The organism is Streptomyces sp. NPDC053755 (assembly GCF_040677675.1).
Classification (GTDB): domain Bacteria; phylum Actinomycetota; class Actinomycetes; order Streptomycetales; family Streptomycetaceae; genus Streptomyces.
Genome location: NZ_JBFASK010000064.1, coordinates 1 through 21330 on the forward strand (window position 1 = coordinate 1; position 21330 = coordinate 21330).

Genomic DNA, 21330 nt, shown 5'->3' on the forward strand with positions numbered 1-21330 from the left:
CCCACCCACCCCGCCGCCCGGCCTGTGGGCTTACCCCGCGGCCGTTCGGGGGCCACCCCCCGGGGGCGGGGGCGGGGGGCGGCCCGCCCGCCCCGCGCGTGCCCGCTCCACGATGGGATCTCCGAGGACGCCCGGGTCCGGGGCGCCGCGACGCGCCGCCTGCGTCACCCTCAGCCGAAGACGGCGAGGCTCTTGGCCTTGCCCTTCTGCTCCTCCACGAGGGCGAGCAGCCCGCCCTCCGGGCCGAAGACGGCCACCGGCCCGGGCGGATACGCCGGCATCTCCAGGCGGACACCGTTCAGCAGCAGCCGGCCCCGCCTCTCGTCGACGTCCCAGCGGGGGAACGCCGCCGAGGCGGCGTCGGCGACCGGCATGACCGTCAGCTCCTCCTGGAGCTGGTCCAGGGTCCGGGCGGCGTCCAGCTTGTACGGCCCGACCCGGGTCCGGCGCAGCGCGGTCAGATGGCCGCCGACGCCGAGTCCGGCGCCCAGGTCACGGGCGAGGGCGCGGATGTACGTACCGGAGGAGCAGACGACCGAGACGACCAGGTCGACGACGGGCGTGCCGTCCTCGGCGACGGCCTCCCGCATGTCGTACACCTGGAAGGACGAGACCGTCACCGGGCGGGCCGGGATCTCGAACTCCTCGCCGCCGCGCACCCGCGCGTACGACCGCTTGCCGTCGATCTTGATGGCGGAGACCTTCGACGGCACCTGCATGATGGCGCCGGTCAGCTCCGCCACGCCGGCGTCGACGGCCTCGCGCGTCACCTTCGACGCGTCCACGGACGCCGTGATCTCGCCCTCGGCGTCGTCGGTGATCGTCGTCTGGCCGAGGCGGATGGTGCCGAGGTACTCCTTCTCGGTCAGTGCCAGGTGCCCGAGGAGCTTCGTCGCTCGCTCCACACCGAGGACGAGGACGCCCGTCGCCATCGGGTCGAGCGTTCCCGCGTGACCGACCCGCCGGGTCCGGGCGATCCCGCGCATCTTGGCCACGACGTCGTGCGAAGTGAAGCCCGACGGCTTGTCGACGATGACAAGCCCGTCGGGCGTCTTCCCTGCGTTGCTCATCAGGCGGTGGTGCCCTCTTCGTCCTCGTCCTCGGGCTTGCGGTACGGGTCGGCGTCGCCGGCGTACTGCGCGCCGGAGGAGACCTCGCGGACCTGCGCGTCGGAGGCGCGCGCCTTGTCGAGGAGGTCCTCGATCGTCTTGGCGGTCTCGGGGAGGGCGTCCGCGACGAAGGTCAGGGTGGGGGTGAACTTCGTCCCCGCCGCCCGGCCCACCGCGGAACGCAGCACGCCCTTGGCGCTCTCCAGGCCGGCCGCCGCGCTGGCCCGCTCCTCGTCGTCGCCGTAGACCGTGTAGAAGACCGTGGCCTCCCGCAGGTCACCGGTGACGCGGGTATCCGTGATGGTCACGTGCGTACCCAGGCGCGGGTCCTTGATGCCGCGCTGCAGCTTCTCGGCGACCACCTCCCGGATGAGGTCCGCCAGCTTCTTCGCCCGCGCGTTGTCGGCCACTGGTCCTTCTCCTTCTTTGCCTTGCTCGTTCAGTCTTCATCAGTGTGGAGCCGTCGTCGCACCGACAGCAGCTCCACCTCGGGCCGGGCCGCCACCAGCCGCTCGCAGCGGTCCAGTACGTCCGACAGGAACCCCGGGTCCCCGGACACCAGCGCGACGCCCAGCCGGGCCCTGCGATGGAGGTCCTGGTCGCCCACCTCGGCCGCGCTCACGGAGAACTTGCGCTGGAGCTCGGCGACGATGGGCCGGACGACGGAGCGTTTCTCCTTCAACGAATGAACGTCGCCGAGGAGCAGATCGAAGGACAGAGTCCCCACGTACATGTAGTGCCGGATGTCCCGCCGGTTCGGGTTCGGTGGCCCGCCACGCCGTCGCTTGGCGGGAACACCAGAACCGTACACGCAACGGCCGGGGCCGATCGACGGAATAACTCCCGCCGACCGGCCCCGACCTACCGCTGCGCTCAGGAGCGCGGCTTCTCGCGCATCTCGTACGTCGCGATGACGTCGTCGACCTTGATGTCGTTGAAGTTTCCGAGGTTGATACCACCCTCGAAGCCTTCGCGGATCTCGGTGACGTCGTCCTTGAAGCGGCGCAGACCGTGGATCGTGAGGTCCTCGGCGATGACCTTGCCGTCGCGGACCAGACGCGCCTTGGTGTTGCGCTTGACCTCGCCGGAGCGGATGAGGACACCGGCGATGTTGCCCAGCTTGGACGAGCGGAAGACCTCGCGGATCTCCGCCGTGCCGAGCTCGACCTCTTCGTACTCCGGCTTGAGGAGACCCTTCAGGGCCGCCTCGATCTCCTCGATGGCCTGGTAGATCACCGAGTAGTACCGGACGTCGACGCCCTCGCGCTCCGCCATCTGCGCGGCACGGCCGGCCGCACGGACGTTGTAGCCGATGACGATGGCGTCGGAGCCCATCGCCAGGTCGATGTCGGACTCGGTGACCGCACCCACACCGCGGTGCAGGACCCGGATGTCGACCTCTTCACCGACGTCGAGCTGGAGCAGCGAGGACTCGAGAGCCTCGACCGCACCGGACGCGTCGCCCTTGATGATGAGGTTGAGTTCCTGGACCAGACCGGCCTTGAGCACCTTGTCGAGGTCCTCGAGGGACACCCGGCGGACGCGCTTGGCGAAGGCGGCGTTGCGCTCACGCGCGGCGCGCTTCTCGGCGATCTGACGGGCCGTACGGTCCTCGTCGACGACCAGGAGGTTGTCGCCGGCACCCGGCACGTTGGTGAGACCGAGCACCAGGACGGGAGTCGACGGGGTCGCCTCCTCGACGTTGTTGCCCTTGTCGTCGAGCATCGCCCGGACACGGCCGTACGCGTCGCCGACCACCACGGTGTCGCCGATGCGCAGCGTTCCGCGCTGGACCAGGACGGTCGAGACGGCACCGCGACCGCGGTCGAGGTGGGACTCGATCGCAATACCCTGCGCGTCCTGGTTCGGGTTGGCCCGCAGGTCGAGCGAGGCGTCGGCGGTGAGGACGACGGCCTCCAGCAGGGAGTCGATGTGCAGACCCTGCTTGGCGGAGATGTCGACGAACATCGTGTCGCCGCCGTACTCCTCTGCCACCAGACCGAACTCGGTCAGCTGACCGCGGACCTTGGTCGGGTCGGCACCCTCGACGTCGATCTTGTTGACCGCGACGACGATCGGGACGCCGGCGGCCTTGGCGTGGTTGAGCGCCTCGATCGTCTGCGGCATGACGCCGTCGTTGGCCGCGACCACGAGGATCGCGATGTCGGTCGACTTCGCACCACGGGCACGCATGGCGGTGAACGCCTCGTGACCCGGGGTGTCGATGAAGGTGATGCGGCGCTCTTCGCCGTTGACCTCGGTACCCACCTGGTAGGCACCGATGTGCTGGGTGATGCCACCGGCCTCGCCCGCGACGACGTTCGTCTTGCGGATCGCGTCGAGGAGTCGGGTCTTACCGTGGTCGACGTGACCCATGACGGTGACGACCGGCGGACGGGAGACCAGAGCCTCTTCGCCGCCCTCGTCCTCGCCGAACTCGATGTCGAAGGACTCGAGGAGCTCGCGGTCCTCCTCCTCCGGGGAGACGATCTGAACGGTGTAGTTCATCTCCTCGCCGAGCATCGTCAGCGTGTCGTCGGAGACGGACTGCGTGGCCGTGACCATCTCACCGAGGTTCATCATCACCGCGACGAGCGACGCCGGGTTGGCGCCGATCTTCTCGGCGAAGTCGGTGAGGGAGGCACCGCGCGACAGGCGAATGGTCTCGCCGCCGCCGCGGGGCAGCATCACGCCGCCGACCGACGGGGCCTGCATGGCCTCGTACTCCTGGCGCCTCTGACGCTTCGACTTGCGACCACGACGCGCGGGACCGCCGGGGCGACCGAAGGCGCCCTGCGTGCCACCACGGCCACCGGGGCCACCGGGACGGCCACCGAAGCCGCCGGGACGACCGCCGAAGCCGCCGCCACCGCCGCCGGGACCACCCGGACGACCGCCGCCGCCACCGGGACCACCGGGACGACCGGCGAAGCCGCCGCCGCCACCGCCGGGACCGGCCGGACGGCCGGCGAAGCCGCCGCCGCCGGGACGACCGCCACCGCCACCGGCGGGACGGCCACCGGGGCCACCGGGGCCACGGCCGCCGGGACCGCCACCGGGGCGCGGGCCGGCAGCGGGACGCTGCGGCATCATGCCCGGGTTGGGACGGTTACCGCCGGGCGCGCCGCCCGGACGGGGGGCCTGCGGACGAGGCATGCCACCGGGGGTGGGACGGGCACCGCCCTGACCCTGCGGGCGCGGGGCGCCGCCGGGGCCGCCCTGCGGACGCGGGGCACCCGGAACGGCACCGGGGCCGCCGGGACGGGGAGCGCCGCCACCGGGACGGGGCGCCTGCGGGCGCGCCATTCCGGTGGAGCCACCCGAGGTGAAGGGGTTGTTGCCCGGACGGGGACCGGCCGGACGTGCGCCGCCGGGACGCGGGGCGCCCTGGCCCTGGGGACGCGGGGCACCCTGGCCCTGCGGACGCGGCGCGCCCTGACCCGGACGGGCGGGACGCTCGCCGGCGGGACGCGGACCCGGGGCACCGCCACCGGCACGCGGACCGGCCGCGGGGGCCGCCGGGGGCGCGGTGAACTCGGGGGCCGCCGGAGCCGGGGTGACCGGCTTGGGCGCGGGCTTCGGGCCCGGGCGGGGGCCCGAGGCGGCCGGAGCCGGAGAGGGGGTGCTGCTGGTGGGCGCGGCCGGAGTGACCGGCGCCGCGGGCGCGGCGGGGGCCGGCTTGGGAGCCGGTGCGCCGGGCTTGGGGGCAGCGGGACGCGCCGCGGCGGCCGGAGACGGCGCCGCGGGCTTCGAGGGGGCGGCCTTGCGAGGCGCGCCCGGCTTGGCAGCGGACTTGCCGGCGTTGCCGCCGGGCCCCTGCAGTGCATCAGTCAACTTGCGCACGACCGGCGCCTCGATCGTCGAGGACGCAGAACGCACGAACTCACCGAGTTCTTGGAGCTTGGCCATGACGACCTTGCTCTCCACACCGAACTCCTTGGCGAGTTCGTATACCCGGACCTTAGCCACTTCGCTCCTTTTAGGTCCGGTTACCGCCGGACCGTCGCTACTTCATGGGCGTACTCATCGCGTACTCATCGAGTGCTCATCGCAATCTCGACCTACTTCCAACTCGCGAGGTACCTGACCGCACGGTTATCCGTGCCGTACTTCTTCTTACGGTGCTGCCTGCTCGACGAACCGTCGGACCGAAGCCGCTTCGAGCGGCCCCTGGACCTTGAAGGCCCTCGGGAACGCCCTGCGGCGGACCGCCAGGTCGAGACAGACCGAGGCGGGGTGCAGATACGCACCCCGGCCGGGCAGCGTACCGCGATGATCGGGGACGCATGCGCCCTCGACCGCCACGATGCGCAGCAGATCGCTCTTGGCCGCTCGCTCCCGGCATCCCACACAGGTTCGCTCAGGGCATACGCGGGCATGCGTCCGGCCAGACACGCTTAAGTCTACCTCCCCGTAGCGACCTCACCCGTTCAGGGCAGCGGTCGAACGGTCGTTTGTCGTGATCTCGTCGTAGCAGAACGTCACCACGGCGTGATCTATTCCCTCGTGCGGCTCGTACGGCGTACGGCTCGAACGGCTCAGTGCCGGTCGCGCTCGTCGCCCTCCGGCTGCTCGGTGTCCGGACGGATGTCGATGCGCCAACCGGTGAGGCGGGCGGCGAGCCGGGCGTTCTGCCCTTCCTTGCCGATGGCGAGGGAGAGCTGGTAGTCCGGCACGGTCACCCGGGCGGAGCGGGCGGCCAGGTCGACGATCTCGACCTTGGAGACCCGGGCCGGGGACAGGGCGCTGGCGACCATCTCGGCCGGGTCGTCGGACCAGTCCACGATGTCGATCTTCTCGCCGAGCAGCTCCGCCATGACGTTGCGCACGCGGCTGCCCATCGGGCCGATGCAGGCGCCCTTGGCGTTCAGGCCCGACCGGGTGGAGCGCACGGCGATCTTGGTGCGGTGACCGGCCTCACGGGCGATCGCCGAGATCTCGACGGAACCGTCCGCGATCTCGGGCACCTCCAGGGCGAAGAGCTTCTTCACCAGATTGGGATGGGTGCGCGAGAGGGTGACGGACGGGCCGCGGACACCCTTGGCCACCCGGACGACGTACGTGCGCAGCCGCAGACCGTGGGTGTAGTTCTCGCCCGGCACCTGCTCCTGCACCGGAAGGATGGCTTCGAGCTTGTCGTCCAGCTTGACGAGGACGTTCTTCGGGTCCTTGCCCTGCTGCACCTGCCCGGCGACGATGTCGCCCTCGCGGCGGGCGTACTCGCCGAAGGTGACGTCGTTCTCGGCGTCGCGAAGGCGCTGCTGGATGACCTGGCGGGCGGTGCTCGCCGCGATGCGGCCGAAGTCGGACGGGGTGTCGTCGAAGTCCTTGGGCTCCTGGCCCTCCTCCAGCTCGGAGGGGTCCTCCTTCGCCCACACCGTCACGTGACCGGTCTGCCGGTTCAGCTCCACGCGCGCGTGGCGGCGGGCCGACGGGGTGCGGTGGTACGCGATGAGGAGGGCCGACTCGATCGCCTCGACCAACAGGTCGAAGGAGATCTCCTTCTCTTGTGCCAAGCCCTTCAGGAGCTTCACGTCGATGTCCACGGCTACGCCTCCTCTTCCTTCTTGTCCTTGCGGTTGAACTCGATCTCGACACGCGCCTTGACGATGTCGGCGAACTCGACCCGGCGGGCGGTGGGCTTGCGCCCCTTCACGCCCGGCACCTCGAGGTCGAGGCCGTCGTCGTCCACGGTGAGGATCCGGGCGATCACGTCGTCGCCCTCCCGCAGCTGGAGCTTGACCAGACGGCCGGTGGCACGGGCGTAGTGCCGGTGCTGGGTCAGCGGACGGTCGGCGCCGGGCGAGCTGACCTCGAGGACGTACTCGCCCTCGCCCATCGCGTCCGTCTCGTCGAGCTTCTCGGAGATGGCGCGGCTCAGCTCGGCACAGGCGTCCAGTTCGACGCCCTCGTCCGAGTCGACGATGATCCTCAGCAGTCCGCGGCGGCCGGCCCGGGACACCTCGATCTCCTCGAGATCCAGGTCCTTCGCGTGGACGAGCGGCTCCAGGAGTCCGCGCAGCCTGTCGCTCTGGGTGGTGCTCATCCGGGTGACTCCTCGGCCGCGTGTGCTGTTGTGGGTTTCGTCGCGTGTCAGACCAAAGGGTATCCGGTCCCAAGGGGTGTTGCCGTCCACGGGGCCGGGCCGCGGGTACGCTCGCCTGCGGTGATCTTCGACAGCGTGGATCGAGGCAGAGGGAGCGAACGTGGGGCGCACGGGGACGGTCGGCAGGCGCGCGCTCCTGGCGGCGGGGGCCGGCGTGATGGCGTCGGCCGGCTGCACCTCCGGCACCGGCGGCGGCCCGCGCGAGCCGTCGGCCGCCGACCTGGCCGCCCGCGCAGAGGCGGCGCTGCGCCGCAGGTCGGCGGCGGCGAGCGCGTCCCTGTTGGCACGGTACGACGCGGTCCTCGCCGCTCACCCGCCGCTGGGGACCCGGCTGGCGCCGCTGCGGGCCTCGGTGGCGGCGCACACGAAGGCGCTGGCCGAGGGAGGGACGGGCGACCCTGCGGCCTCCGCCCCTCCGGGCGACGGGACCACCGCCGCCGCCGACGGGCCGCGGGGTCCCGCCGCGAGTCCCGGGGCCGCCGCGCCGAGCGGCTCCTCCGGCGTCCGGCCCTCGGCGCCTGCCACCGCCCGCCCCGTACCGGCCGACCCGGCCGCCGCGCTGCGGGAGCTGGCCTCGGCGGTCCGCACCACCGCCGACGCCCACACCGCCGCACTGCTCGACGCGCCGCCCGAGTACGCCCGGCTGCTCGCCTCGGTGGCCGCGGCCGGTGCGGCGCACGCGTACCTGCTGACCGAAGGAGCCCGGGGATGAGTGCCCTCGACGCGGCGCAGGCCGCCCTCGCCGCCGAGCACGCGGCGGTGTACGGCTACGGCGTCGTCGGCGGCCGGATCGGCCCCGAGCGGCGCGCGGAGGCCGCGGCGGCGCACGACGGGCACCGGGCACGCCGTGACGTGCTGCGCCGGGCCGTACGGGACCTGGGCGGCGAACCGCCCGCCGCCGCGGCCGCGTACGAGCTGCCCTTCCCGGTGCCGGACACCGCGGCGGCCGTGCGGCTGGCGGCCGTCCTGGAGGACCGGGTGGCCGGGGTGTACTCCGACCTCGTGCGCGCCGCGCGGGGGCCGCTGCGCCGGGACGCCGCCGCCGCCTTGCGCGAGGCGGCGGTACGGGCCGCCCGCTGGCGCGGCGGCGACGTAACCTTTCCTGGGCTCGCCGAGCGGGCACCCGCCCGGCCCTGACGAGGCTCCGAACTGCAGAAGGAACAACGCACGCATGGGTTTCGAACCGCCGCAGCGACTGGTGCGGGCGCTCGGCGAGACGTACGGGGACGCGGTCGCGGCCGAGTGGCTCGACCGGCTCCCCGTGCTGACCCGCGACGCGCTGGACCAAACGTCCCTGGACGCCGAACGCGTGATGGCGCCGGGCGGACGGAGCAGCCTGGTCGCCCTCGTACGCCGGCCGGACGGCTCCCCGGCGGCGCTGAAGATCGCCCCGGAGGCCGCCCGCCCCGACCTGGAGCGGGACGCTCTGGCGCACTGGGACGGCTGGGGCGCGGTGCGGCTGCTCGGGGAGACAGGGGGCGGCGGGCTGCTCCTGGAGCGGCTGCACCCCGAGGTGTCGCTGCGCTCGCTGCCCGAGGCGAAGGCACTGCTCGAAGCGGCCGGGACGGTGCGGCGGCTCTGGGTGGAGCCCCCCGCGGGGCACGGCTTCGAGTCCGTCGCCGGGCGCAGCGCCCGGCAGGCCGCCGCCATGGCCCCCTACCGGAGCGACGCGCTGGCGGGCGAGCTGACCGCGGCGGCGCTGGACGCCCGTGAGGGGCTGGTCGCGGACCCGGCGGAGACGCTGCTGCTGCACGGCTGCTTCCGCCAGGGCAAGGTCCTCGGCGGTGACCGGGCGCCGTGGCTGGCCGTGGGCCCCGAGCCCCTGGTCGGCGAGCGCGCATACGACCTGGCGCGGCTGGTCAGGGACCGCGTCGAGGACCTGGTCGCCTCCTCGGCGGGGGCCTCGACCGCCCGCCGACGGGTGAACAAGCTGGCCGACTCCCTGGAGGTCGACCGGGAGCGGCTGCGGGGCTGGACGCTGTTCCGTGCCGTGGAGTCGGGCACGCGCGCGCTGGCGGCGGGGCGGCGGCAGGACGCGGAGCTGCTGCTCGAGTTCGCGGACTGGTTGTAGGGGCTCTGCGGGGGAATACCCTGTTTCGTAGTGTTCTGACCGGCTCGAACCGCAGGGGGCCGTCATGATCGAAGAGCTGCTTTCGGCGGCCGCCGGAGTGGGTGTGGCCGTCGCCGTCTACAGCGCGGCCGCCGCGCGCGTGGTGAAGCAGTACGAGCGGGGTGTGGTCTTCCGCTTCGGGCGGCTCCGCGAAGGGGTGCGCGGGCCCGGGTTCACGATGATCGTTCCGGTGATCGACCGGCTGCACAAGGTGAACCTGCAGATCGTGACGATGCCGGTGCCGGCCCAGGAGGGCATCACCCGGGACAACGTGACCGTGCGGGTGGACGCGGTCGTGTACTTCAAGGTGATCGACGCGGCCGAGGCGCTGGTGCGGGTGGAGGACTACCGCTTCGCCGTCTCGCAGATGGCGCAGACCTCGCTGCGGTCGATCATCGGCAAGAGCGATCTGGACGATCTGCTGTCGAACCGGGAGAAGCTCAACCAGGGGCTCGAACTGATGCTGGACTCCCCCGCGATCGGCTGGGGGGTGCAGATCGACCGGGTCGAGATCAAGGACGTGTCGCTGCCCGAGACGATGAAGCGGTCGATGGCCCGGCAGGCGGAGGCGGACCGCGAGCGGCGGGCGCGGGTGATCAACGCGGACGCGGAGCTCCAGGCGTCGAAGAAGCTGGCCGAGGCGGCCGGGGTGATGTCCGGCCAGCCGGCCGCGTTGCAGCTGCGGCTGCTGCAGACGGTGGTGGCGGTGGCGGCGGAGAAGAACTCGACGCTGGTGCTGCCCTTCCCGGTGGAGCTGCTGCGGTTCCTGGAGCGGGCGTCCCAGAACCAGCCCGGTGCCCCGGCGGGCGAGCCCGCACCGCCTGCGGCTCCGCCCGTGGCTCCCACCGAGAGTTTCGAGGACCCGCTGCCCGGGCTCCCGGGCGAACCGGGCTTCCTGATGTCCCCGGATCCCCCGCTGCCGGACGTCGTGGACGAGACCCTGACCGGTCCCCCGGTCGACCCTGAGCCCCGGGACGGGACGGCGGCCTGAGCCCTCTCCCGCGCTGCCCGGCGCCCCCGGGACGGGACGGAGGCCTCTCCCGCGCCGCTCGGCACCCCGGAAACGGGACGGAGGTCCGGCCTCCTTCCCGCAGCGCCCCACGCCCCCGGAACGGACGACGTCCGCCACGGCCGTCCCGCGGGGGCGGGCGGTCGTGACGGACGGCGGTGCCGGGACGGGCCCGGCCGGTGGTGTCAGGCGCCGAGGCGGGCGATCGCCTCGTCGACGGTCAGCTCCTCGCGCTCGCCCGTGCGGCGGTCCTTCAGCTCCAGGACGCCCTCGGCCGAGCGGCGGCCCGCGACCAGGATCTTCGGGACGCCGATCAGCTCGGCGTCGGTGAACTTCACGCCCGGGGAGACGCCCGCGCGGTCGTCGACGAGGACCCGCAGGCCGGCGTCCTTGAGCTTCTCGGACACCTCGAGCGCCAGCTCGGTCTGGAGCGCCTTGCCGGCGGCGACGACGTGGACGTCGGCCGGGGCGACCTCGGCCGGCCAGCACAGGCCCTTGTCGTCGGCGTGCTGCTCGGCGAGGGCAGCGACCGCGCGGGAGACGCCGATGCCGTACGAGCCCATGGTCACGCGGACCGGCTTGCCGTTCTGGCCGAGGACGTCGAGCTGGAAGGCGTCGGCGTACTTGCGGCCGAGCTGGAAGATGTGGCCGATCTCGATCGCGCGGTCCATCTTCAGGCCGGTGCCGCAGTTCGGGCACGGGTCGCCGTCCTGGACGACGACCACGTCGAGGTAGTCGTCGACCTGGAAGTCACGGCCCGCGACGACGTTCCTCGCGTGCGTGCCGGGCTTGTTCGCGCCGGTGATCCATGCGGTGCCGGGGGCGACGCGCGGGTCGGCGATGAAGCGGACCTTCTCCAGCCCCTGCGGGCCGACATAGCCCTTGACCAGGTCGGGGCGGCCCTCGAAGTCCTCGGCCGTGACCAGCTCGACGACGGCCGGGGCCAGGTGGTCCTCCAGCTTGCCGAGGTCGACCTCGCGGTCGCCGGGGACGCCGACGCCGACGATCTCGCCGTCCACCTTGACCAGCAGGTTCTTCAGCGTGCTGGAGGCCGGGACGTCCAGGTGCGCGGCGAGGGACTCGATGGTCGGGGTGTCGGGGGTGTCGATCTCCTCGGCCGGCCCGTGCGCGCTCGCGTCGCCGGGCTCGGCGCGGAAGGTGACGGCCTCGGTGTTGGCCGCGTACGCGCAGTTCGGGCAGTAGACGAAGGTGTCCTCGCCCGCCGCGGCCGGGGCCAGGAACTCCTCCGAGGCCGATCCGCCCATCGCGCCGGAGATCGCCGAGACGATCTTGTGGTTCAGGCCGAGGCGGTCGAAGATCCGGATGTACGCGGCGCGGTGCAGCGCGTACGACTCGGCCAGGCCCTCGTCCGTGGTGTCGAAGGAGTACGAGTCCTTCATCTGGAACTCACGGCCGCGCAGGATGCCCGAGCGGGGACGCGCCTCGTCGCGGTACTTCGTCTGGATCTGGTACAGGATCACCGGCAGGTCCTTGTAGGACGTGCACTGGTCCTTGACCAGCTGGGTGAAGATCTCCTCGTGCGTCGGGCCGAGGAGGTAGTCGCCGCCCTTGCGGTCCTGGAGGCGGAACAGCTCGGCGCCGTACTCCTCCCACCGGCCCGAGGCCTCGTAGGGCTCCTTGGGCAGCAGCGCGGGCAGCAGGACCTCCTGCGCGCCGATCCCGTCCATCTCCTCGCGCACCACGCGGGAGACGTTCTCCAGGACCTTCATGCCGAGCGGCAGCCAGGACCAGATGCCCGCGGCGTTGCGGCGGACGTAGCCGGCGCGGACGAGCAGTTTGTGGCTGAGCGTCTCGGCGTCCGCCGGGTCGTCGCGCAGTGTCTTGACCATCAACCGGGACATGCGCTGGACCTGGGCTGCCATGAGGAACTCTCCTGCGGTGAAAAGTGTGATGGCTAGGAGGTTAGCCCCGTGGCCCTCGCGGGCGGAAATCAGTTCCGCCCGGCGCCCTTCCGCAGCAGGGGCAGCGGGGCGCCCATCACGGCGTACGGGCGGGGGGCGCTGGGGAAGTGGACCCGCCGGGCCAGGTCGGTGTAGCCGAGGGCCCGGTACAGGGCGCGGGCCGGGCTCTCGGTGTCGATGGCGGAGAGGATCGAGCGGGGCTGTTCGGCCTGGTCGGTGATGGTGGTGATCAGCGTCCGGCCCACGCCGCGCCCCTGGTGGGCCGGGTGGACGTGGAGTTCGGTGATGACGAAGGAGTCGTCGAGCCACTCCACGGTGCCGGTGGCGCGCAGGTACGGCTCCACGACGCTCGACCACCAGTGGGTGCGGTCGTTCGGCATTCCGTACACGAAGCCGACGAGGCGGCCGTCGGGGGTGGTGGCGCCGTAGGCGCGGGCGCCGGGATCGAGCAGATGGCGCAGGACGATATGGCGTCGTACGACGATCTCGTCCTCGCTCAGCCCGAAGGCGAGCGCCTGTACGGCGAGGGCGTCGTCCACGCGCGCGGCGAGGTCGACCGGTCCGATCGTGACGGGGGCGTCATCCATGCGCGCACCCTACAAACAATCTAGAACAGCACGCTCATGAAGGCCCCGACCTCGCGGAAGCCGACCCGTCGGTAGGCGGCCCTGGCGGGGGTGTTGTAGTCGTTGACGTAGAGGCTGGCGACCGGGGCGACGTCGGCGAGGGCGTAGCGCAGGACGGCGGCCATGCCGGTCTCGGAGAGGCCCTTGCCGCGGTGCTCCGGGGCGACCCAGACGCCCTGGATCTGGCACGCCTGGGGGGTGGCGGCGCCGATCTCCGCCTTGAAGACGACCTTGCCGTCCTCGACGCGGGCGAAGGAGCGTCCGGAGCCGACGAGTTCGGCGACGCGGGCCTGGTAGAGCAGTCCGCCGTCGCCGGCCATGGGCGAGATGCCGACCTCCTCGGTGAACATGGCCACGCACGCGGGCATGATCACTTCCATCTCGTCCTTGCGGACGCGGCGGACGAGGGGGTCGGGCCGGACGGTCGTGGAGGGCTGGTCGGTGACCATCAGGGGCTGGTGCGAGCGGACGTCGCGGGCGGGGCCCCAGCCGGGCTGGAGCAGCCGCCAGAGCTGCGCGGTGGGTTCGGCGGGGCCGACGATCGAGGAGCAGCGGCGTCCCGCCCTGCGGGCGCGGTCGGCGAAGGCGCGGACGGCCTCGGGGGTGGCGCAGATGGGGACGAGGTTGGCGCCGGAGTAGCACAGGGAACGCAGGCGTCCGTCGGTGTACCAGCCCCACATCTCGCCCCCGAGGCGCCAGGGGTCGAGTCCGGCCGCTTGGACGCGGGCGGTGACGAAGGCGTTCTCGACGGGGGCGCTCTCCAGGACGGCGAGCGCGGCGCCGAGGTCGGCGGGCTCGAGGACCCGGGTGGTGGTCTGCGTCAACACGAGGGGGCCTCACCATGCGGTCTGCTGATCTCCGCACTGTACCTGGCGCGTCGGGGAGGTGTCGGGTGAGCGGACGGACGGAGGCCACGGAGCCCCGCCGCACGGGGTGCGGCGGGGCTTCCGACGTGTGCGGACGCCGGTGCGGCGGGTTCGGGGGCCGGTGCGGCGGGGGCGGGGCCGCCGGCCCGGCGCGACGGGCGCGGTCTCCGAGGCGCCGGCCGGCCCTCCGTGCGGGCCGTCAGACGCCGATGGCCACCGTCGGCTCGCCCGAGGTCACGCCGTCCTTCTCCATCTGCTCGGCGATCTTCATCGCCTCCTCGATGAGGGTCTCGACGATCTTCGACTCGGGGACGGTCTTGATGACCTCGCCCTTGACGAAGATCTGGCCCTTGCCGTTGCCCGAGGCGACGCCGAGGTCGGCCTCGCGGGCCTCGCCGGGGCCGTTGACGACGCAGCCCATGACGGCGACGCGCAGCGGGACCTCCATCCCCTCCAGGCCCGCGGTGACCTCCTCGGCCAGCTTGTAGACGTCCACCTGGGCGCGCCCGCAGGACGGGCAGGAGACGATCTCCAGGCGGCGGGGCTTGAGGTTCAGCGACTCCAGGATCTGGTTGCCGACCTTGACCTCCTCGACCGGCGGCGCGGAGAGCGAGACGCGGATGGTGTCGCCGATGCCCTCGGACAGCAGCGCGCCGAAGGCGACGGCGGACTTGATGGTGCCCTGGAAGGCGGGGCCGGCCTCGGTGACGCCGAGGTGCAGCGGGTAGTCACAGGCGGCGGCCAGCTGACGGTAGGCGTTGACCATCACGACCGGGTCGTTGTGCTTGACCGAGATCTTGATGTCGCCGAAGCCGTGCTCCTCGAAGAGGGATGCCTCCCACAGCGCGGACTCGACCAGCGCCTCGGGGGTGGCCTTGCCGTACTTCTTCAGGAGGCGCGCGTCGAGCGACCCCGCGTTGACGCCGATCCGGATCGGGGTGCCCGCGGCCTTGGCGGCGTGCGCGATCTCCTTGACCTTGTCGTCGAACTGCTTGATGTTGCCGGGGTTGACGCGGACGGCGGCGCAGCCGGCGTCGATGGCCGCGAAGACGTACTTCGGCTGGAAGTGGATGTCGGCGATGACCGGGATCTGCGACTTCTTCGCGATGACGGCGAGGGCGTCGGCGTCGTCCTGCGTGGGGCAGGCCACCCGCACGATCTGACAGCCGGAGGCGGTCAGCTCGGCGATCTGCTGCAGCGTGGCGCCGATGTCGGAGGTACGGGTCGTCGTCATCGACTGCACCGAGACGGGCGCGTCGCCGCCGACGGCCACGGAACCGACCTGGATCTGGCGGCTCTTGCGCCGCTCGGCGAGCCTGGTCGGAACGGACGGGATACCGAGAGAAATCGCGGTCATCAGCTGTGCAACCCCAAGGTGTGGCCAAGATGCGGATCGAGGTCCCGTACGTCGGCGGGCTCAGGTCTTCGAGGTTACCGCCCCGGCGGCGGGCGGCCGGACACCCCCGGGGTCCGGCCACCCGTACGTCACGTCAGCTTCACCGGGTTGACGATGTCGGCGGCGAGGACGAGCAGCGTGAAGCAGACGAAGACGCCCGCGACCACGTAGGCGGCCGGCATGAGCTTGGCCACGTCGAACGGGCCCGGGTCGGGCCGCTTGAAGATCCGCGCGGTGTGGCGGCGTACGGACTCCCAGAGGGCGCCCGCGATGTGCCCGCCGTCGAGCGGAAGCAGCGGCAGCATGTTGAACAGGAACAGCGAGACGTTGAACATCACCAGGACGTTCATGAACATCACGAGGATCCGCTCGGGCGGGGCCTCGACGGTCATGAGTTCGCCGGTGAGCCGGGCGGCGCCGACGACGCCGACCGGGGAGTCGGCGGCGCGCTCGCCGTCGCCGAAGGTGGCGTCCCACAGGGCGGGGATCTTGCTGGGCAGGGCGATCACCGACTCGGCGCCGTTCTGCAGCAGCTCGCTCATCCGGTCGGTGGTCTCGCCGAAGGAGAGCGGCATGACCTCGGACTTCGAGGCGAAGCCGAGGTATCCGGCCTTGACGTAGGCGGGCGGGTTGACGACCCGGCCGTCCTCGTCCTTCTTCAGCACCTCGTTGGCGACCAGCGTGGGATGCAGGTCGAGGCGCTCTCCGGCCCGCTCGACGGTCAGCGTGGCGGGGCCGATGGTGTCGCGGATGTGGTCGGAGAGGGTGTTCCAGTCGCCGACGGGCGCGCCGTTGAAGGCGATGATCTTGTCGCCCTCCCGGAGGCCGGCCGCGTGGGCCGGGGACTCCGGGTCGCCCGCGCCACAGGTGTCGCGCTTCTCGCTCTGCTCGATGACGCACTTCTGGACGCCGGCGACCTTGGTGGTCTGGCCCTCGATGCCGAGCACCATCATGCTGCCGAAGAAGAGCACGACGGCCAGGACGAGGTTCATGAACGGTCCGGCGAACATCACGATCACGCGCTTCCACGGCCTGCGCGTGTAGAAGAGCCGGTCCTCGTCGCCGGGCTGGAGCTCCTCGAAGGACGCCTCGCGGGCGTCCTCGATCATGGACCGCCACGGTGAGGTGGAGCGGGCCTCGATGCGGCCGTCCTTGCCGGGCGGGAACATGCCGATCATGCGGATGTAGCCGCCGGCCGGGATGGCCTTGATGCCGTACTCGGTCTCGCCCTTCCGCCTCGACCAGAGCGTGGGCCCGAAGCCGACCATGTACTGGGGCACCCGGATGCCGAACATCTTGGCGGTGGAGAGGTGCCCGAGCTCGTGCCAGGCGATGGAGACGAGCAGTCCCAGTGCGAACAGCACGATCCCGAGGACGTACAGAAGAGCGGTCATGCGCGTGCCTCCGCGGTTGCCTTCGCCGCCAGTTCCCGGGCCCGGGCGCGGGCCCAGGCCTCCGCTTCCAGGACGTCCGGCACCGTGAGGGAGGTTCCCCGGGCGGGGGTCCCGTGTTCGGTGACGACTGCGGTGACCGTATCGATGATTCCGTTGAACGGCAGCCTTCCGTCGAGGAAAGCCTCGACGCACTCCTCGTTCGCGGCGTTGAAGACGGCGGGGGCGGTGCCGCCGAGTTCGCCGACGTGCCGGGCGAGGCCGACGGACGGGAAGGCCACGGTGTCGAGCGGGAAGAACTCCCAGGTGGAGGCCGTGGACCAGTCGAAGGCGGGGGCGGCGTCCGGGACCCGTTCGGGCCAGCCGATGCCGATGGCGATCGGGCCGCGCATGTCCGGCGGAGTGGCCTGGGCGAGGGTGGAGCCGTCGGAGAACTCGACCATCGAGTGGACGTAGGACTGGGGGTGGACGACGACCTCGATGCGGTCGAAGGGGATGTCGTAGAGGAGGTGCGCCTCGATGACCTCCAATCCCTTGTTCACCAGGGTGGCGCTGTTCACCGTGATCACCGGGCCCATGGCCCAGGTGGGGTGGGCGAGCGCGTCCTCTCGGGTGACGTGGGCCAGCTCCTCGCGCGTACGGCCGCGGAAGGGGCCGCCGGAGGCGGTGACGACCAGCTTGCGGACGTCGGCACGGGTGCCGGCGGCCAGCGCCTGGAAGAGGGCCGCGTGCTCGGAGTCGACCGGGATGATCTGGCCGGGCTTCGCGCGCTCCTTGACCAGCGGGCCGCCGACGATCAGCGATTCCTTGTTGGCCAGGGCGAGGGTGCGGCCGGCTTCGAGGGCGGCGAGCGTGGGAGCCAGGCCGATGGAGCCGGTGATGCCGTTGAGCACGGTGTGGCACGGGGAGGCCGCCAGCGTGGTGGCGGCGTCCGGGCCCGCGAGGATCAGGGGCAGGGGCTCGGAGCCGTACCACTGCTTCAGCGCGTCCCGGAGCTCGGGGACCACGTCCTCGCGGGCGACGGCGACCGTCGCGGCCTGCAGCCGGTACGCCTGCTCGGCGAGCAGCCCGACCCGGCCGCCGGACGCGGCGAGGGCGGTGACCCGGAAGCGTTCGGGGTTGCGCAGGACCAGGTCGATGGCCTGGGTGCCGATGGATCCGGTGGAGCCGAGGACGACGATGTCCCGGCGGCCCCCGGCTGGATCGAAGGCGATGTGCGGATCGGCGAGAGGAGAGGGGCGGTCGCTCATGCCCCCCATTCTTGCCGCAAAGAGCGGCCGGACTTCACGGGGTGGGGTGGAACGCGTCGAAGACGCGGAACGCGCGGTGGAAGTCGGGGAACGTCTTCCGCACGCAGCCGGGGTCGTCGAAGGTGATCCCGGGGGTCCGCAGGCCGGTGACGGCGAAGGACATGACGATGCGGTGGTCGCCGTGGGTGGCGATCTCGACGCCGGTTCCGGCCGGGGTGCCGGGCCGGATCTCGATCCAGTCGGGCCCGGTGGTGACGGTGATGCCGAGGCGGCGCAGGTTCTCGGCGCAGGCGTCGAGCCGGTCGCACTCCTTGACCCGGGTGTTGGCGACGTCCTCGATGCGGACCGGCCCGTCGGCGAAGGGGGCCAGCGCGGCGAGCGTCGGCATGGTGTCGGAGATGTCCCGCATGTTGACGGTGAGGCCGCGCAGGGTGCCGGTGCCGCGGACGGTGGTGGCGGCCTCGGTGATCTCGACGTCGGCGCCCATCCGGCGCAGGACGTCGACGAAGGCGAGGTCGCCCTGGAGGGCGCCGGTGCCGAGACCGGGCACGGTGACGGTCCGGCCGGGTTCGAGGGCGGCGGCGGCGAAGAAGTAGCCGGCGGTGGAGGCGTCGGGCTCGACGGGGTAGCGCGCGCCCGTGTAGCCGGTGGGGGCCACGGTGTAGGTACGGCCCTCCCGGGTGACCCGCGCGCCGAACGCCCGCATCATCGCGAGGGTGATCTCGACGTACGGCTCCGAGACCAGGTCGGTGACGGTGACGGAGAGGCCCTCGGCGGTGAGCGGGCCGAGCATCAGCAGCGCGGTGAGGTACTGGGAGGACTGGCCGGCGTCGAGGGTGAGCGCCCCGCCCTTGACGCCGCGGGCGGTGACGGTGAGCGGGTGGTGGCCCTCGTTCTCCTCGTGCCGCAGGTCGACTCCGAGGGCGCGCAGGGCCGTGCTGAGGGGGCCGAGCGGGCGGCGGCGCATCTGGGGGGAGGCGTCGAAGCGGAAGGTGCCGTGGCCGGCGGCGGCGAGGGTGGGCAGGAAGCGGGCGGTGGTGGCGCCGTCGCGGCAGTACACGTCGGCGCTCCGCCGGGCCGGCCCCTCGGGCCGTCCCTCGATGTGCCAGGCCCCGGGCTCCTGCCGCACCTCGTAGCCGAGGGCCTTCAGCCCCTGGGCGAAGCCCTCGGTGTCGTCCGAGACGAGCGGCCTGAGGAGGGTGGTCGTCCCGCGCGCGGCGGCGGCGAGGAAGAGGGCCCGCGCGGTGACGGACTTGGAGCCGGGGATGTCGATGACGGTCACGGGGCCATGGTGCCGGGCGGGTGCCGGATGGCGGGCGGGCGTTCCGCATGGCGGGACGTCCGCCCACCACGGCGGCCCGGTCCTCGGGGGGTCGGCGAGGTCCGGCGGACCTCGCAGAGACCTCAGCGGATCCTGCGGTGCACGTTCTCCTTCGTCGACGGGCCCGGCGGCGTGTCCGCGATCCAGGGGGCGTCGCCGCTGGGGTCGACGATCCCGTCCTCCAGCCATGTGTACGCGCCCGCCAGGACGCTCTCCACCACCTTGCGGTCCACGTCGTCCGTGTTGGACCACAGGCGGCCGAACAGCTCCTCCACCCTCAGGCGGGACTGGCGGCAGAACACGTCGGCGAGCTGGTGCGCCTCGCGGCCGTGGTCCCCCGTCGCCCGCAGCGACTCGGCCCTCACGCACGCCGCGCTCATGGCGAAGAGTTCCGCGCCGATGTCGACGATCCGGCCGAGGAACGCCTGCTTCAGCTCCATCCGGCCCTGCCACCGCGACATCGCGTAGAACGTCGACCTGGCCAGTTTGCGGGAGGTCCGTTCGACGTACCGCAGGTGGGTGGCCAGCTCGCCGAACTCCCGGTAGGCGCCGGGCACCTGGCCCTGTCCGGTGACGAGCTTCGGCAGCCAGCGGGCGTAGAAGCCGCCCGCCCGCGCGCCCGCCCGCGCCTTGTCGGAGAGGGACTTCTCCGGGTCGATGATGTCGCCGGCGACGGCGAGGTGGGCGTCCACCGCCTCACGGGCGATGAGCAGGTGCATGATCTCGGTCGAGCCCTCGAAGATCCGGTTGATCCGCAGGTCGCGCAGGAGCTGCTCGGCCGGGACGGCCCGCTCTCCGCGCGCCGCCAGCGAGTCCGCCGTCTCGTAGCCGCGTCCACCCCGGATCTGGACCAGCTCGTCGGCCATCAGGCAGCCCATCTCGGAGCCGTACAGCTTGGCGAGCGCCGCCTCGATGCGGATGTCGTTGCGGTCCTCGTCGGCCATCTGCGAGGCGAGGTCGACGACCGCCTCCAGGGCGAACGTCGTCGCCGCGATGAACGAGATCTTCGTGCCCACGGCCTCGTGGCGGGCGACGGGCTTGCCCCACTGCTCCCGTACGGACGCCCACTCGCGGGCGATCTTCAGCGACCACTTGCCCGCGCCGACGCACATCGCGGGGAGCGAGAGGCGCCCGGTGTTCAGGGTCGTCAGGGCGATCTTGAGTCCGGCGCCCTCGGGGCCGATGCGGTTCGCGGCCGGCACCCGCACGCCGTGGAAGCGGGTGACGCCGTTCTCCAGGCCGCGCAGGCCCATGAAGGCGTTGCGGTGCTCGACGGTGACGCCGGGCGAGTCGGCCTCGACGACGAAGGCGGTGATGCCGCCCTTGTGGCCCTCGGACCTCGGGACGCGGGCCATGACGACGAGGAGGTCGGCGACGACGCCGTTGGTGGTCCAGAGCTTCACCCCGTCCAGGACGTAGGTGTCGTCGCCGTCCGGCACCGCCGTGGTGGCGAGCCGGGCCGGGTCGGAGCCGACGTCGGGCTCGGTCAGCAGGAAGGCGGAGATGTCGGTGCGGGCGAGGCGCGGGAGGAAGGTGTCCTTCTGCTCCTGGGTGCCGAAGATCTTCAGGGGCTGCGGTACGCCGATCGACTGATGGGCGGAGAGCAGCGCTCCGATCGCGGGGCTCGCGGAGCCGACGAGAGCGAGGGCTCGGTTGTAGTACACCTGGGTGAGGCCCAGCCCGCCGTACTTCGGGTCGATCTTCATGCCGAGCGCGCCGAGCTCCTTGAGGCCCGTGACGACCTCGTCGGGAATGCGGGCCTCGCGTTCGATCAGCCTGCCGTCGATCCGGGTCTCGCAGAAGTCCCGCAGCTTGGCGAGGAAGGCCTCGCCGCGCCGGACGTCCTCCTGCGCGGGCAGGGGGTGGGGGTGGATGAGGTCCAGCCGGAAGCGGCCGAGGAAGAGTTCCTTGGCGAAGCTGGGCTTGCGCCAGTCCTGCTCGCGCGCGGCCTCGGCGACCTGACGCGCTTCTCGTTCCGTGACCTTGGGCCGCTGGGTGGGTGCGGACATGCGGAGCTCACCTCGCCGCTCATCGGGGGTTCGTGGGGCTTGTGGCTACCCGTCCGTAGTACCCGATTTCGCAGCGTGAGGAAACACGAGAGGACGGCCGGAGCCCCCGCACAGTGGGCTCCGGCCGCCGGTAGGAGGCCGTACAGGTGTACGGACTGGAGCGTGTTTCGAAAGGAGCGCCGTCCGCCCGAAGGGCGGGCCCCGCGGCGTCCGGT

At 72.3% G+C, this 21330-nt stretch carries 19 protein-coding genes; 4 read left to right on the forward strand and 15 right to left on the reverse strand.

Features of this window, described 5'->3' with window-relative positions:
* Positions 1 to 170: 170 nt before the first annotated feature.
* From truB to rimP, 7 genes are all read right to left on the reverse strand, one after another.
* A complete protein-coding gene (gene truB / locus AB0K65_RS31620; protein ID WP_365722617.1) occupies positions 171 to 1070 on the reverse strand; it encodes a tRNA pseudouridine(55) synthase TruB in 900 nt (299 codons plus the stop codon).
* On the reverse strand, positions 1070 to 1519 hold the full coding sequence (gene rbfA, locus AB0K65_RS31625; protein ID WP_365722619.1) for a 30S ribosome-binding factor RbfA: 450 nt from the start codon (positions 1517 to 1519) through the stop codon (positions 1070 to 1072). Before rbfA ends, truB begins: the two co-directional genes overlap by 1 nt.
* Before the next feature lie 29 nt (positions 1520 to 1548).
* Entirely contained in the window at positions 1549 to 1842 is a 294-nt protein-coding gene (locus tag AB0K65_RS31630; RefSeq protein ID WP_365722621.1) for a DUF503 domain-containing protein, read from the reverse strand.
* Between the two features lie 140 nt (positions 1843 to 1982).
* Positions 1983 to 5078, reverse strand: coding sequence for a translation initiation factor IF-2 (infB, locus tag AB0K65_RS31635; protein WP_365722623.1), 3096 nt, complete (start codon positions 5076 to 5078; stop codon positions 1983 to 1985).
* Positions 5079 to 5225: 147 nt separating this feature from the next.
* The gene (locus tag AB0K65_RS31640) at positions 5226 to 5504 is read right to left on the reverse strand and encodes a YlxR family protein (protein WP_365722625.1); all 279 of its coding nucleotides are present in this window, start codon (positions 5502 to 5504) and stop codon (positions 5226 to 5228) included.
* Between the two features lie 143 nt (positions 5505 to 5647).
* The gene (gene nusA, locus AB0K65_RS31645; RefSeq protein ID WP_365722627.1) at positions 5648 to 6655 is read right to left on the reverse strand and encodes a transcription termination factor NusA; all 1008 of its coding nucleotides are present in this window, start codon (positions 6653 to 6655) and stop codon (positions 5648 to 5650) included.
* A 2-nt stretch (positions 6656 to 6657) separates the two neighbouring features.
* Entirely contained in the window at positions 6658 to 7155 is a 498-nt protein-coding gene (gene rimP / locus AB0K65_RS31650; RefSeq protein ID WP_365722629.1) for a ribosome maturation factor RimP, read from the reverse strand.
* Between the two features lie 160 nt (positions 7156 to 7315).
* Here rimP and AB0K65_RS31655 point away from each other — a divergent pair, with 160 nt between their 5' ends.
* The 4 genes from AB0K65_RS31655 to AB0K65_RS31670 all read left to right on the forward strand — a co-directional run bounded on the left by AB0K65_RS31655 (position 7316) and on the right by AB0K65_RS31670 (position 10316).
* Positions 7316 to 7927, forward strand: a complete 612-nt coding sequence (locus tag AB0K65_RS31655) for a hypothetical protein (protein ID WP_365722631.1) — start codon at positions 7316 to 7318, stop codon at positions 7925 to 7927.
* The gene (locus tag AB0K65_RS31660; RefSeq protein ID WP_365722633.1) at positions 7924 to 8352 is read left to right on the forward strand and encodes a DUF4439 domain-containing protein; all 429 of its coding nucleotides are present in this window, start codon (positions 7924 to 7926) and stop codon (positions 8350 to 8352) included. The genes AB0K65_RS31655 and AB0K65_RS31660 overlap by 4 nt, the downstream gene beginning before the upstream one ends.
* Before the next feature lie 34 nt (positions 8353 to 8386).
* Entirely contained in the window at positions 8387 to 9286 is a 900-nt protein-coding gene (locus AB0K65_RS31665; protein ID WP_365722635.1) for an aminoglycoside phosphotransferase family protein, read from the forward strand.
* Between the two features lie 64 nt (positions 9287 to 9350).
* Positions 9351 to 10316 carry a slipin family protein gene (locus tag AB0K65_RS31670; protein WP_365722637.1) on the forward strand — a complete coding sequence of 322 codons (966 nt, stop codon included), beginning with the start codon at positions 9351 to 9353 and terminating at the stop codon, positions 10314 to 10316.
* A gap of 203 nt (positions 10317 to 10519) precedes the next feature.
* Here AB0K65_RS31670 and AB0K65_RS31675 read toward each other — a convergent pair whose 3' ends face one another.
* The 8 genes from AB0K65_RS31675 to AB0K65_RS31710 form a co-directional block, all read right to left on the reverse strand.
* On the reverse strand, positions 10520 to 12217 hold the full coding sequence (locus AB0K65_RS31675; RefSeq protein WP_365722639.1) for a proline--tRNA ligase: 1698 nt from the start codon (positions 12215 to 12217) through the stop codon (positions 10520 to 10522).
* 68 nt (positions 12218 to 12285) lie between these two features.
* Positions 12286 to 12843, reverse strand: a complete 558-nt coding sequence (locus tag AB0K65_RS31680; RefSeq protein ID WP_365722641.1) for a GNAT family N-acetyltransferase — start codon at positions 12841 to 12843, stop codon at positions 12286 to 12288.
* Between the two features lie 20 nt (positions 12844 to 12863).
* On the reverse strand, positions 12864 to 13709 hold the full coding sequence (locus AB0K65_RS31685; protein WP_365722643.1) for a GNAT family N-acetyltransferase: 846 nt from the start codon (positions 13707 to 13709) through the stop codon (positions 12864 to 12866).
* Positions 13710 to 13947: 238 nt separating this feature from the next.
* A complete protein-coding gene (ispG, locus tag AB0K65_RS31690) occupies positions 13948 to 15105 on the reverse strand; it encodes a flavodoxin-dependent (E)-4-hydroxy-3-methylbut-2-enyl-diphosphate synthase (protein ID WP_365722645.1) in 1158 nt (385 codons plus the stop codon).
* A gap of 128 nt (positions 15106 to 15233) precedes the next feature.
* The gene (locus AB0K65_RS31695; RefSeq protein WP_365722647.1) at positions 15234 to 16538 is read right to left on the reverse strand and encodes a site-2 protease family protein; all 1305 of its coding nucleotides are present in this window, start codon (positions 16536 to 16538) and stop codon (positions 15234 to 15236) included.
* Positions 16535 to 17785, reverse strand: coding sequence for a 1-deoxy-D-xylulose-5-phosphate reductoisomerase (gene dxr / locus AB0K65_RS31700; protein ID WP_365722649.1), 1251 nt, complete (start codon positions 17783 to 17785; stop codon positions 16535 to 16537). Before dxr ends, AB0K65_RS31695 begins: the two co-directional genes overlap by 4 nt.
* 34 nt (positions 17786 to 17819) lie before the next feature.
* A complete protein-coding gene (gene aroA, locus AB0K65_RS31705; RefSeq protein WP_365722651.1) occupies positions 17820 to 19067 on the reverse strand; it encodes a 3-phosphoshikimate 1-carboxyvinyltransferase in 1248 nt (415 codons plus the stop codon).
* A 122-nt stretch (positions 19068 to 19189) separates the two neighbouring features.
* Positions 19190 to 21115: an acyl-CoA dehydrogenase family protein gene (locus AB0K65_RS31710; protein WP_365722653.1), complete on the reverse strand. Its 1926-nt coding sequence runs from the start codon at positions 21113 to 21115 to the stop codon at positions 19190 to 19192.
* Positions 21116 to 21330: the final 215 nt, after the last annotated feature.

What these genes read in the sequence shown, in the direction of transcription:
- AB0K65_RS31710 (WP_365722653.1), bottom strand. Translation starts at nt 21,115, where the DNA reads ATGTCCGCACCCACCCAGCGGCCCAAGGTCACGGAACGAGAAGCGCGT.
- AB0K65_RS31675 (WP_365722639.1), bottom strand. Translation starts at nt 12,217, where the DNA reads ATGGCAGCCCAGGTCCAGCGCATGTCCCGGTTGATGGTCAAGACACTG.
- AB0K65_RS31665 (WP_365722635.1), top strand. Translation starts at nt 8,387, where the DNA reads ATGGGTTTCGAACCGCCGCAGCGACTGGTGCGGGCGCTCGGCGAGACG.
- AB0K65_RS31660 (WP_365722633.1), top strand. Translation starts at nt 7,924, where the DNA reads ATGAGTGCCCTCGACGCGGCGCAGGCCGCCCTCGCCGCCGAGCACGCG.
- AB0K65_RS31670 (WP_365722637.1), top strand. Translation starts at nt 9,351, where the DNA reads ATGATCGAAGAGCTGCTTTCGGCGGCCGCCGGAGTGGGTGTGGCCGTC.
- AB0K65_RS31680 (WP_365722641.1), bottom strand. Translation starts at nt 12,843, where the DNA reads ATGGATGACGCCCCCGTCACGATCGGACCGGTCGACCTCGCCGCGCGC.
- dxr (WP_365722649.1), bottom strand. Translation starts at nt 17,785, where the DNA reads ATGAGCGACCGCCCCTCTCCTCTCGCCGATCCGCACATCGCCTTCGAT.
- ispG (WP_365722645.1), bottom strand. Translation starts at nt 15,105, where the DNA reads ATGACCGCGATTTCTCTCGGTATCCCGTCCGTTCCGACCAGGCTCGCC.
- AB0K65_RS31630 (WP_365722621.1), bottom strand. Translation starts at nt 1,842, where the DNA reads ATGTACGTGGGGACTCTGTCCTTCGATCTGCTCCTCGGCGACGTTCAT.
- AB0K65_RS31695 (WP_365722647.1), bottom strand. Translation starts at nt 16,538, where the DNA reads ATGACCGCTCTTCTGTACGTCCTCGGGATCGTGCTGTTCGCACTGGGA.
- rimP (WP_365722629.1), bottom strand. Translation starts at nt 7,155, where the DNA reads ATGAGCACCACCCAGAGCGACAGGCTGCGCGGACTCCTGGAGCCGCTC.
- truB (WP_365722617.1), bottom strand. Translation starts at nt 1,070, where the DNA reads ATGAGCAACGCAGGGAAGACGCCCGACGGGCTTGTCATCGTCGACAAG.